A 12,875-nucleotide genomic window follows, 5' to 3' on the forward strand; every position below is an offset into this window, starting at 1 on the left:
GAGTTGCAGGATAAACGGAGACAACACATGTTTGAACCGATGATGGAAATGTCTGACGATGCAGTAATCAAGGTCGTTGGGGTTGGTGGCGGCGGTGGTAACGCCGTTGAACACATGGTGCGTGAATCCATCGAAGGTGTGGAATTCATCAGCGTCAACACTGATGCGCAAGCACTTCGTAAGACAAGCGTTGGCAATGTTATTCAGATCGGTGGCGATATCACCAAAGGTCTGGGTGCAGGTGCTAATCCACAGGTTGGCCGTGACGCAGCTCTCGAAGACAGAGATAGAATTAAAGATTCCCTAACTGGCGCCGATATGGTGTTTATCGCAGCTGGTATGGGTGGCGGTACAGGTACTGGTGCAGCACCTGTTATTGCTGAAGTAGCTAAAGAGCTTGGCATTCTAACTGTCGCGGTAGTGACAAAACCGTTCAGCTTTGAAGGCAAAAAGCGTTTGGCGTTCGCTGAGCAAGGTATCGATGAGCTGTCTAAGCACGTTGACTCTTTGATTACGATTCCAAACGAAAAGCTGCTTAAAGTACTTGGCCGTGGTGTCACGCTACTAGAAGCTTTTGCAAGTGCGAACGACGTTCTTAAGAACGCAGTTCAAGGCATTGCAGAGCTAATTACTCGCCCTGGCATGATCAACGTCGACTTTGCGGACGTAAGAACAGTAATGTCTGAAATGGGTCACGCAATGATGGGCAGCGGTATTGCTAAAGGCGAAGATCGTGCTGAAGAAGCGGCTGAAATGGCAATTTCTAGCCCACTTCTGGAAGACATCGATCTAGCGGGCGCTCGTGGTGTTCTTGTCAATATTACTGCAGGTCTGGATATGCGTCTTGACGAGTTTGAGACGGTTGGTAATACGGTGAAAGCATTTGCTTCTGACAATGCAACTGTTGTTATCGGTACCTCTCTAGACCCAGATATGACTGATGAAATCCGCGTAACAGTTGTAGCGACAGGTATTGGCAATGAGAAAAAGCCAGATATCACGCTAGTTGCGGGTGGTAAAGCGAAAGTGGCTCCGACGCCGCAGGCTCAACCACAACAGCAAGCGGCGGCAACGCAAGCTGAAGAGAAACCGGCACAAACCTTGCAAAATAATCAAGTGCAAGAGAAGCCACAGGTAACTCCTCAGCCGACAAATACAGTTTCTTCTTCTCCAGCATCGTCGAGCCAAAGCTCTGCGGCTCCGAAGCAAGAGAAGGAAAGTGGTTATTTAGATATCCCGGCATTTTTGCGTCGTCAGGCTGATTAATCTTTAATCCATAAATTTGACATGGCTCAAAATTATGGTAGCATTCACGGTCGACGTTACAGACGGCCGTGTTTTGTAGCAAATTTTTGAGAGGCAAGCAGATGATCAGACAACGTACTCTGAAAGAAATAGTGAAAACAACTGGTGTGGGCCTCCACTCTGGTCGTAAAGTCACGCTTACTCTGCGCCCGGCTGCTGCAAATACAGGTATCATTTATCGTCGTACAGATGTAAACCCACCTGTAGATTTTCCAGCTGATCCAGCTTCTGTTCGTGACACCATGCTATGTACTGCATTGGTAAACGACGAAGGTGTGCGTATTTCAACTGTAGAGCACTTGAATGCGGCACTTGCTGGTATGGGCATCGACAACATTATTGTCGAAGTAGACGCACCTGAAATTCCAATTATGGATGGTAGTGCTAGCCCATTTGTATACTTGCTACAACAAGCAGGTATCGAAACGCAAAATGCGCCAAAACGTTTCATCCGTATTAAAAAGCCAGTTCGTTTTGAAGATGGCGATAAATGGGCAGAGTTTGTACCATTTAACGGCTTCCGCATGGACTTCGAAATTGAATTTAATCACCCTGCTATTGAGTCAGACGAACAGCGCTTGCTGTTTGATTTCTCTTCAAAAGGCTTCGTTCGTGAAATTTCTCGTGCACGTACGTTTGGCTTTATGCGTGATATCGAATATCTACAATCTCAAAACCTAGTATTGGGTGGTAGTTTCGACAATGCTATCGTATTGGATGATTACCGTATTCTTAACGAAGAAGGTCTACGCTTTGAAAATGAGTTTGTGACTCACAAAGTGTTGGATGCGATTGGTGATCTTTACATGTGTGGTCACCCAATCATCGGTGAATTTCGCGCCTTTAAATCGGGTCACGGTTTGAACAACCAACTTCTGCGAGCAGTTCTTGCTGATCAGGAAGCGTGGGAGTGGACTACATTCGAAGAAGAAGTCGGCTCACCAGTAGCATTCGCTGAACCAAATATGGTGCTTGCGTAAATACTCGGCATTAAAATTAATAAAAACCAGGCTTATGCCTGGTTTTTTGCTATTTGGCTTTAATCTTGGGCTTATTAATAGCATTCGAGCTTTTCAGCATATTGAAATAACGATCACTTACGGTCTTTCTTTTCTGCCATATCGGCCAATCGCTTTAAACGCTCTTGAATTTTAGGCGGTGCCATGTCGGCAATCGTCATCAATGACTTTGCTGCAGATTCTGTTAATGGTGGACGTTTAGGTCTGTCGTCTTGTTCGAAACGATTTCTGTATAATGATGGATTGATCCTCACTTCAACGCTCATCAGTTTGGCAAAGCCTTGAGTACGAAGTTTATTTAGGATCATGAGGCGATCGTAATCGATCTTCATTTTGATCGCGGCACTAGAAACATCGATCAATAGGTGGCCGTTACGAACATTCGCCACCCGGCAATGATCGGCCGTCCCTGTGGGTAAGATCTCTTGCAAAGCTTGGTTAAGCTGTAAGATTTCTCCAGCATGTTCTTGAATCTGCTTGAACTGTGATTCAGCAATAACATCTTCAGTCGAGGTTGGACGGTGATCACGCATAGGTAAAATCTAATTTTGTTGAGATATCAGCTATTCTAGAGCAGCTTTCTATCAAGGTATAGTTTACATTAACGTCTTTCGCTTCAGTTTTACAATGTAGCAAGGTAAAAAGCAAAGTCTGCTCTGAATAGATTACACATATTGTGGTATGCAATATCGTCTAATCAGTCACCACTTTAAGTAAAAACTTCAGAGTGCTTCAAACAAATACGTCTATTTATGGTTGTATCGATGAAAAATCCTTACACTAAGCCACATTGTTTCGAAACTTAGCCTTGAAATATGGATGTTTGAACTCAATATCTTTGATAAATGATTTATCTCAGTATTCTTAGTTCCAAACTGGCAGAGACTGAAGGCATTATGAGTAGATCGGGAACGGTCTGATTAAAGAGAGATTCACGAAAAATGATAACTAAGCTACTGACAAAAGTGATTGGCAGTCGCAACGACCGAACACTGCGCCGCCTTAGAAAAATTGTAAAAGAAATTAATAACTACGAGCCAACATTCGAAGCTCTAAGTGATGAAGAGTTAAAAGCAAAGACGGTTGAGTTCCGTGAGCGCCTAGAGAAAGGTGAAACTCTTGATAAACTACTTCCTGAAGCTTTTGCTACGGTTCGTGAAGCATCTAAGCGTGTCTACGGCATGCGTCACTTCGACGTTCAGCTTATCGGTGGTATGGTTCTAAATGCGGGTCAAATTGCGGAGATGCGTACAGGTGAAGGTAAAACGCTGACTGCAACGCTTCCAGCTTACTTAAATGCTCTTGCTGGTAAAGGCGTTCACATCGTAACAGTGAACGATTATCTAGCTAAACGTGATGCTGAGACGAACCGCCCTCTATTTGAATTTTTAGGTATGACCGTTGGCGTAAACGTGCCAAACATGCCTCCTCAAGAGAAAAAAGAAGCGTACAAAGCTGACATTCTATACGGAACCAACAATGAATTTGGTTTTGACTACCTTCGTGACAATATGGCTTTCCGTAGCGAAGACCGTGTACAGCGTGATCGCTTCTTTGCTGTTGTCGATGAGGTGGACTCAATCCTAATTGATGAAGCTCGTACTCCTTTGATCATTTCTGGTCCTGCTGAAGATAGCTCTGAGCTATACACTCGAATCAACCTTTTGATCCCGCATCTGAAAAAGCAAGATAAAGAAGACTCTGAAGAATACCGTGGTGATGGTCACTACACTGTTGATGAAAAATCAAAGCAAGTATACCTAACAGAAACAGGTCAAGAATACGTTGAAGAACTGTTGGTGAAAAACGGTCTGATGGAGGAAGGTGATACACTTTACTCTCCGGCTAACATCAGCATGTTGCATCACGTGAATGCTGCTTTGCGTGCTCATGTGTTATTCGAGCGTAACGTTGATTACATTGTTACTGATGAAGGTGAAGTGGTCATCGTTGATGAACACACTGGTCGTACAATGCCAGGTCGTCGTTGGTCTGAAGGTCTTCACCAAGCAGTAGAAGCGAAAGAAGGCGTTAAGATCCAAAACGAAAACCAAACTTTGGCTTCTATTACCTTCCAGAACTACTTCCGTTTATACGAAAAACTGTCAGGTATGACAGGTACAGCGGATACTGAAGCGTTCGAATTCCAGTCTATCTATGGTTTGGAAACGGTGGTTATCCCAACCAACAAGCCGATGATTCGTAACGATATGCCAGATGTGGTTTACCGTACTGAAGCAGAGAAGTTTGCGGCAATCATTGAAGATATTAAAGAGCGTGTTGCCAAAGGGCAGCCAACGCTTGTTGGTACTGTGTCGATTGAAAAGTCAGAACTTCTTTCTAACGCATTGAAGAAGGCTAAGATCAAACACAACGTATTGAACGCGAAATTCCATGAGAAAGAAGCGGAAATTGTTGCTGAAGCGGGCATGCCTGGTGCGGTAACTATCGCGACCAACATGGCCGGTCGTGGTACGGACATTGTGCTTGGCGGTAGCTGGCAATCAAAAGTTGAAGCTTTAGAGAACCCAACTCAAGAGCAAATCGATGCGATTAAAGCAGAGTGGAAAGTGGTGCATGACCAAGTGCTAGAAGCTGGTGGTCTACATATCATCGGTACTGAGCGCCACGAATCTCGCCGTATTGATAACCAGCTACGTGGTCGTTCCGGTCGTCAAGGTGATGCGGGTTCATCGCGCTTCTACCTATCTATGGAAGACTCTTTGCTACGTATTTTCACTTCTGATCGTATGGCGAGCCTTATTCAAAGTGGTATGGAAGAAGGTGAAGCTATTGAATCGAAAATGCTTTCTCGCTCAATTGAAAAAGCACAGCGCAAAGTGGAAGGTCGGAACTTTGATATCCGTAAGCAGCTGCTTGAATACGATGATGTAGCGAACGATCAACGTAAGGTTGTCTACGAACTGCGTGACGAGTTAATGAACGTTGAAGACATCAGCGGCATGATCGAGCAAAACCGTGAAGATGTGCTAACAGCGGTTATTGATGAGTACATTCCACCACAGTCACTAGAAGATATGTGGGATGTTGAAGGTCTACAAGAGCGCTTGAAAGCGGACTTCGATCTTGATGCGCCAGTGAAGCAATGGCTTGAAGAAGACGACAAGCTTTACGAAGAAGCATTACGTGAAAAGATCATCAACCTAGCCGTTGAAGTGTACAAAGAGAAAGAGGAAGTGGTGGGTGCACAAGTGCTTCGCAACTTCGAAAAATCGGTCATGCTTCAGACTCTGGATACGCTTTGGAAAGAGCATTTGGCTGCGATGGATCACTTGCGTCAAGGTATCCATTTACGCGGTTACGCACAGAAGAACCCAAAACAAGAATACAAACGTGAGTCGTTTGAACTGTTTGAGGGTCTACTAGAAGCGCTGAAAACAGACGTTATTACTGTTCTATCTCGTGTTCGCGTTCAGCAACAAGAAGAAGTTGAACGTATGGAAGAACAGCGTCGTGCGCAAGCTGAAGAAGCCGCTCGTCGTGCGCAAGCGCAACACGCTGCAGCACAAAATCCGCTTTCTGAAGGCGAAGAATCTGAAGAAGGTTCAAATCAACCAATGGTACGTGATGAACGTAAAGTAGGTCGTAATGAACCTTGCCCTTGTGGCAGTGGCAAGAAGTACAAACAGTGCCACGGCAAAATCAACTAATCTGTTAGTCGGATTATTTATCAAAGAGTCGCTTAGGCGACTCTTTTTTTAAATAAATTCTTTGGCTATCAAATTCCATAAGTTTGATAGGTCAGAAAGTTTTTGAGATGTAGAAGCTCGTTGTCACAATAGTAAAGTACAACGGTCTTGAGAGTTAGGAATCCCCATGAAAAGAATTCACATAGTCGCGGCAATTATTTTTAACCAAGACAAATCAAAGATCTTTATTACAAAGCGTCCTGATGATAAGCACAAAGGCGGGTTTTGGGAGTTTCCGGGTGGCAAAGTCGAGCCGGGAGAGAGTATTGAGCTTGCTATTACAAGAGAACTCGAAGAAGAAGTGGGAATTGAAGTTATTGAGCAAGCCCCTTTTGAACACTTGGAATACGACTATCCAGATAAATCACTCAAGTTTGATTTTATTACAGTATCTCAATTCAGTAATGAGCCTTACGGTCGAGAAGGTCAAGAAGGATGCTGGGTTGAGATCAGCGAATTGGGCGACTACACCTTTCCTGAAGCGAACGTACCTATCTTGGAGCGTGTTGTAAAAGAGTTTGCTTAAGCTCGATGAACTTGCTTGTGGTAACCATAGTATGTTGTTAGTTTAAACAGATTAAGCAAAACGAGAGAACGAGAGCAAACCTCGTTATCCAGAGAAGGAGAGAAAGTGCAATGGTTCGTATTGCAATCGCAGGAGCAGCTGGCCGAATGGGCCGCAATTTGGTTAAAGCTTCACACCTTAATCCTGAAGCGACAGTGAGCGCGGGATCAGAACGACCTGAGTCTTCACTTGTCGGCGTCGATATCGGTGAGCTTTGTGGTGAAGGTAAATTCGATGTGCTCTTAACGGATGATCTTGCTAAAGACGTCGATAATTTTGATGTAATCATAGATTTCACCGCTCCAGTAAGCACATTAGCGAATCTTGAACTGTGTAAGAAGCATGGAAAGAGTATTGTGATTGGGACGACTGGCTTCAGTGATGCAGAGCGTGAACTGATTGACGAAGCCGCTAAGCAAGTGCCTGTTGTGATGGCGCCAAATTATTCTGTAGGCGTAAACCTTGTCTTTAAGCTTCTTGAGAAAGCGGCCAAAGTAATGGGGGATTACTGTGATATCGAGATTGTTGAAGCACACCATCGCCATAAAGTTGATGCCCCCTCTGGTACCGCTATCGGAATGGGAGAAGCTATTGCTGGTGCGATGGGTAATAAGCTGAATGATGTAGCTGTCTATGCTCGAGAAGGCATTACTGGTGAACGAACAAAAGATGAGATCGGCTTTGCTACGATTCGCGCTGGCGATATCGTCGGTGAGCATACGGCTATGTTTGCTGATATCGGGGAACGAGTTGAAATAACGCACAAAGCGACTGATCGCATGACGTTTGCTAATGGAGCCGTAAAGGCTGCAGTTTGGTTGAGTGCTAAACCTGCGGGCTTTTATACCATGACAGATGTTTTGGGATTGAATGAACTCTAAATACATAATTATTCGCCGGCGTTAGCCGGCTTTTTTATATCTATAGAATTATTTGTAAATAAAATGATTCTGATAGAGAAGATTTTAGCACTTACTTTTGTTGTGTTTTTATCTGTTTTAGCTTTGTTTTTGGGTGTAACCGTTAAAAGTATTCCTATTTTTGTCGTGGTGAACGTTTGCGTTAAAAACTCATAATTTTTTGTGATCCCTAAAAAGTTCAAATTTGTAAAATTCATTAAACCTCTATCCCTCCCTATGTAATAGCATTCAAAAGTTATCTTTTTGAGCCTTACTGATTAGAAATGACCTTACTCGCTAGAAATTGATAATTTATTTTTGATTGTAGGTTGACAGGTTTCCAGTCCAACTTTAGAATACCGCCAATTTGTCTGAAATACCTATTTATGTAGATTTTATAGGTAAAGGAAGGCATGTTTGCGGTTTGATTTATTTTTTTTGCATTTTTATTCTGGAGGTTGTCTTGGGTAAATTAGCACTGTTAGTCCTAGAAGATGGGACAGTGTTCCACGGAGTGTCCATAGGGGCAGATGGTATTTCCGTTGGTGAAGTCGTTTTTAATACCTCGATGACGGGGTATCAAGAAATCCTCACTGATCCTTCCTATTCTCAGCAAATCGTCACCCTTACTTATCCTCACATTGGCAATACCGGAACCACTTCCGAAGATGAAGAATCCTCTTCCATTCATGCACAAGGCCTTGTGATTCGCGATCTTCCTCTTATCGCTTCTAACTTCCGTAATGAACAATCCCTCTCTGATTACCTTAAGTCTCAAAATATCGTTGGCATCGCTGATATTGATACGCGAAAGCTCACTCGTATCTTGCGTGAAAAAGGTGCTCAAAACGGTTGTATTGTTGCGGGTAATAACCTAGATGAAGCTTTGGCTCTAGCGAAAGCAAAAGAATTCCCAGGCTTAAAAGGAATGGACCTTGCGAAAGAAGTTACAACGAAAGAAGCGTATCAATGGAAACAAGGTTCGTGGACGCTTGAAGGTGGACTTCCAGAGGCGAAAGATGACAGCGAGCTGCCATACCACGTCGTTGCTTACGACTTCGGCGCAAAACGCAACATCCTGCGAATGTTGGTTGACCGCGGTTGCCGCTTAACGGTTGTTCCTGCTGAAACGTCAGCGGAAGAAGTGCTTGCGATGAACCCGGACGGTGTTTTCCTATCAAATGGCCCTGGTGATCCAGAACCATGTACTTACGCGATTGAAGCGACAAAAGTGTTCCTAGAAAAAGGCTTACCTATCTTCGGTATCTGTTTAGGTCACCAAATCCTTGCGTTAGCGTCAGGTGCACAAACCGTGAAAATGAAGTTTGGTCACCATGGTGCAAACCACCCAGTAAAAGATTTAGAGCGTAACGTTGTTATGATCACTTCGCAAAACCACGGCTTTGCGGCAGATGAAGCAACGTTACCGGAAAACTTACGTGCTACTCACGTATCGTTATTTGATGGCTCTTTGCAAGGTATTCACCGCACAGACAAGCCAGCATTTAGCTTCCAAGGTCACCCAGAAGCGAGCCCAGGTCCACATGACGCGGCACCGCTATTTGACCACTTTATCGAACTAATCAAAAAACACAGCGCTTAATTCGGAGTAGTAGATAATGCCAAAACGTACTGACATTCAAAGTATTCTAATTCTTGGTGCTGGTCCGATTGTTATCGGTCAGGCATGTGAGTTTGACTACTCTGGCGCACAAGCGTGTAAAGCTCTTCGAGAAGAAGGCTACCGAGTTATCCTAGTTAACTCTAACCCAGCAACCATCATGACTGATCCTGAAATGGCAGATGCAACTTACATCGAGCCAATTCAATGGGAAGTAGTACGTAAGATCATAGAGAAAGAACGTCCAGATGCAGTTTTGCCAACCATGGGTGGCCAGACTGCACTTAACTGTGCGTTAGATTTAGAGAAGCACGGCGTTCTCGCAGAGTTTGGCGTAGAGATGATTGGTGCAACGGCTGATGCAATCGACAAAGCGGAAGACCGTTCTCGTTTTGATAAAGCGATGAAGTCTATCGGCCTTGAGTGTCCTCGCGCAGATACAGCGAAGAGCATGGAAGAAGCTTACAAAGTTTTAGATATGGTTGGCTTCCCTTGTATCATCCGTCCATCGTTCACCATGGGCGGCACTGGTGGTGGTATCGCGTACAACAAAGAAGAGTTCGAAGAAATCTGTCGTCGCGGTCTGGACTTATCTCCGACCAACGAACTTCTTATCGATGAGTCACTAATCGGTTGGAAAGAGTACGAAATGGAAGTCGTTCGTGACAAAGCGGACAACTGTATCATCGTATGTTCAATCGAAAACTTTGATCCAATGGGTATCCACACGGGTGACTCCATCACAGTAGCACCAGCACAGACACTGACTGACAAAGAATACCAGCTAATGCGTAATGCATCGCTAGCCGTTCTACGTGAAATTGGTGTTGAAACAGGTGGTTCAAACGTACAGTTTGGTATCAACCCGAAAGATGGCCGTATGGTTATCATCGAGATGAACCCACGTGTATCTCGCTCTTCTGCGTTAGCGTCAAAAGCAACAGGTTTCCCAATCGCTAAGATTGCCGCGAAGCTTGCTGTTGGCTTTACTCTAGACGAACTACAAAACGACATCACGGGCGGTGCAACACCAGCATCATTCGAGCCAACTATCGACTACGTCGTAACTAAGATTCCTCGCTTTAACTTCGAGAAATTTGCTGGCGCAAACGACCGTCTGACTACTCAGATGAAATCGGTTGGTGAGGTAATGGCAATTGGTCGTAACCAACAAGAATCTCTTCACAAAGCACTTCGTGGCCTAGAAGTTGGCGCAACTGGTTTTGACGAGATGGTCGATTTAGAAGCACCAGATGCACTGACTAAGATTCGTCACGAACTTAAAGAAGCAGGTGCTGAGCGTATCTGGTACATCGCCGATGCATTCCGAGCTGGCATGTCAGTTGACGGCGTGTTCAACTTGACTCAAATTGACCGTTGGTTCCTGGTTCAAATCGAAGAAATCGTAAAACTCGAAGAGCAAGTTAAGGCGGGCGGCTACGCAGGCTTGACCAAAGAAGTGCTTCGCCAGATGAAACGTAAAGGCTTCTCTGATGCGCGCTTGTCTAAACTTCTTGGTGTCGCTGAAAGTGAAATTCGCCGTGCTCGTGAGCAGTTTGATATTCACCCGGTTTACAAACGTGTAGATACGTGTGCCGCTGAGTTTTCTTCTGACACGGCTTACATGTACTCATCTTACGATGAAGAGTGTGAAGCAAACCCAACAGACAAAGACAAGATCATGGTTCTTGGTGGCGGTCCAAACCGTATCGGCCAAGGTATTGAATTCGATTACTGTTGTGTACACGCATCACTTGCGCTGCGTGAAGACGGTTACGAAACCATTATGGTTAACTGTAACCCAGAAACGGTATCTACTGACTACGATACGTCTGATCGCCTGTACTTCGAACCAGTAACTCTGGAAGATGTACTGTCTATCGCTCGCGTTGAAAAACCAAAAGGTGTGATTGTTCAGTACGGTGGTCAAACGCCACTTAAACTGGCTCGTGCTCTAGAAGCGGCTGGTGTTCCAATCATTGGTACTAGCCCAGATGCTATCGACCGTGCGGAAGACCGTGAACGCTTCCAAGCAGCTGTTGACCGTCTAGGTCTACTTCAGCCAGAAAACGCGACAGTAACAACGATGGAACAGGCGGTTGAAAAATCGAAAGAAATTGGCTTCCCATTAGTTGTTCGCCCGTCTTATGTACTCGGTGGTCGTGCGATGGAAATTGTTTACGATGAGCAAGACCTGCGTCGCTACTTCAACGAAGCAGTAAGCGTATCGAACGAGTCTCCAGTTCTACTAGACCGTTTCTTGGATGATGCAACCGAAGTTGATATTGATGCTATCTGTGACGGTGAACGCGTCGTTATCGGCGGTATCATGGAACACATCGAACAAGCCGGTGTTCACTCTGGTGACTCTGCATGTTCACTGCCTGCATACACGCTAAGTCCGGAAATTCAAGACAAGATGCGTGAGCAAGTTGAGAAGCTGGCGTTCGAACTCGGTGTACGCGGTTTGATGAACACGCAGTTTGCTGTGAAAGACAACGACGTTTACCTAATCGAAGTGAACCCTCGTGCTGCTCGTACGGTACCATTCGTATCGAAAGCGACAGGTGCACCTCTAGCGAAAATCGCTGCACGTGTAATGGCGGGTCAATCTCTAGAGTCACAAGGCTTTACTAAAGAGATTATCCCTCCTTACTACTCAGTGAAAGAAGTGGTTCTGCCGTTCAACAAGTTCCCTGGCGTTGATCCGCTATTGGGCCCAGAAATGCGCTCAACAGGTGAAGTAATGGGCGTTGGCGCAACATTCGCAGAAGCTTACGCGAAAGCAGAGCTAGGTTGTGGTGCAGTTTACCCTGAAGGTGGTCGTGCGCTACTGTCTGTACGTGAAGGCGATAAAGAGCGTGTTGTTGACCTGGCTTCTAAGCTAGTGAAACTGGGTTACCAGTTGGATGCGACACACGGTACTGCTGTAATTCTGGGCGAAGCGGGTATTAACCCACGTTTGGTAAACAAAGTACACGAAGGTCGTCCACACATTCTTGACCGTATCAAGAACAACGAATACACCTACATCGTAAACACGGCTGCTGGTCGTCAAGCGATTGAAGATTCGAAAGTTCTACGTCGCGGCGCACTGGCAGAGAAAGTGAACTACACAACGACACTTAACGCAGCGTTCGCTACATGTATGTCTCATACTGCAGACGCAAAAGCGTCAGTAACTTCGGTTCAAGAGCTACACGCAAAAGTGAAAGCTAGTCTAGACGCGTAACAGATAAAAATCAGTAAGCTCGTTAATCAGGGCTTACATGACAACCTCATTGCCCGCTCATTTGAGCGGGCTTTTTTATATTGAGGTTTTTCTAAAATGAAGAGCATTAAAGTGTGCTAGGAACGATTGGTATGCTTTGCTTTTGAAGATCATCAAGCTAATTATGGCAAGCAATGTTCCTAAAGATGAAGAAATAGTACTACCACTTGCTACAACAAAGTTGATACTGCAGGTAAGAATGATAAAAGAGATAGTGATTAAGTTTATTTTTGCAGCAATACTTAATCCTTTGCTTATTGTCAGGATGTTTGGAATGCATACAACAACAACCGTAATAGCTCCCAATGTAAGAAGGTACGTATCTAGATCAATGTGTTGAGTGAAAGAAAACCAGTCATTCCAAATGCTTAAGCTAATAGCCAGACCAATAGTCAATGCCAAGTATAAACATACACTTATTGAGATGTTCGCTATGCTAATTGATTTAGTATTCAACTTTCAATTCCTCATAGATTCCAATTGCA

9 protein-coding genes are annotated in these 12,875 nt (G+C 44.6%); 7 read left to right on the forward strand and 2 right to left on the reverse strand.

The window, feature by feature from the left end; all coding sequences use genetic code 11:
- Positions 1-27: 27 nt before the first annotated feature.
- Both ftsZ and lpxC read left to right on the forward strand, forming a co-directional pair.
- A complete protein-coding gene (gene ftsZ / locus D8S93_RS17410; RefSeq protein WP_012842149.1) occupies positions 28-1,266 on the forward strand; it encodes a cell division protein FtsZ in 1,239 nt (412 codons plus the stop codon).
- Positions 1,267-1,367: 101 nt separating this feature from the next.
- Positions 1,368-2,285 carry a UDP-3-O-acyl-N-acetylglucosamine deacetylase gene (lpxC, locus tag D8S93_RS17415; RefSeq protein WP_025768410.1) on the forward strand — a complete coding sequence of 306 codons (918 nt, stop codon included), beginning with the start codon at positions 1,368-1,370 and terminating at the stop codon, positions 2,283-2,285.
- Positions 2,286-2,398: 113 nt separating this feature from the next.
- Here lpxC and D8S93_RS17420 read toward each other — a convergent pair whose 3' ends face one another.
- Positions 2,399-2,857: a DUF721 domain-containing protein gene (locus tag D8S93_RS17420; RefSeq protein WP_012842148.1), complete on the reverse strand. Its 459-nt coding sequence runs from the start codon at positions 2,855-2,857 to the stop codon at positions 2,399-2,401.
- Between the two features lie 408 nt (positions 2,858-3,265).
- On the opposite strand from D8S93_RS17420, the gene secA reads away from it, so the two are divergent.
- From secA to dapB, 3 genes are all read left to right on the forward strand, one after another.
- Entirely contained in the window at positions 3,266-5,995 is a 2,730-nt protein-coding gene (gene secA / locus D8S93_RS17425) for a preprotein translocase subunit SecA (protein ID WP_152814479.1), read from the forward strand.
- 166 nt (positions 5,996-6,161) lie between these two features.
- Positions 6,162-6,560 carry an 8-oxo-dGTP diphosphatase MutT gene (mutT, locus tag D8S93_RS17430; protein ID WP_005396433.1) on the forward strand — a complete coding sequence of 133 codons (399 nt, stop codon included), beginning with the start codon at positions 6,162-6,164 and terminating at the stop codon, positions 6,558-6,560.
- Positions 6,561-6,670: 110 nt separating this feature from the next.
- Complete coding sequence (dapB, locus tag D8S93_RS17435; protein ID WP_047009079.1) at positions 6,671-7,480, forward strand: 4-hydroxy-tetrahydrodipicolinate reductase; 810 nt, start codon at positions 6,671-6,673, stop codon at positions 7,478-7,480.
- Positions 7,481-7,488: 8 nt separating this feature from the next.
- Here the strand turns inward: dapB and D8S93_RS24855 are convergent, their stop codons facing one another.
- Positions 7,489-7,716 carry a hypothetical protein gene (locus tag D8S93_RS24855; RefSeq protein WP_193621636.1) on the reverse strand — a complete coding sequence of 76 codons (228 nt, stop codon included), beginning with the start codon at positions 7,714-7,716 and terminating at the stop codon, positions 7,489-7,491.
- A gap of 245 nt (positions 7,717-7,961) precedes the next feature.
- On the opposite strand from D8S93_RS24855, the gene carA reads away from it, so the two are divergent.
- On the forward strand, positions 7,962-9,101 hold the full coding sequence (carA, locus tag D8S93_RS17440; protein WP_046873990.1) for a glutamine-hydrolyzing carbamoyl-phosphate synthase small subunit: 1,140 nt from the start codon (positions 7,962-7,964) through the stop codon (positions 9,099-9,101).
- Positions 9,102-9,117: 16 nt separating this feature from the next.
- Positions 9,118-12,351, forward strand: coding sequence for a carbamoyl-phosphate synthase large subunit (gene carB / locus D8S93_RS17445; protein WP_152814481.1), 3,234 nt, complete (start codon positions 9,118-9,120; stop codon positions 12,349-12,351).
- Positions 12,352-12,875 lie beyond the last annotated feature (524 nt).

This window comes from Vibrio sp. VGrn 2, from assembly GCF_009361695.1.
In the GTDB taxonomy this organism is placed as follows: domain Bacteria; phylum Pseudomonadota; class Gammaproteobacteria; order Enterobacterales; family Vibrionaceae; genus Vibrio; species Vibrio diabolicus.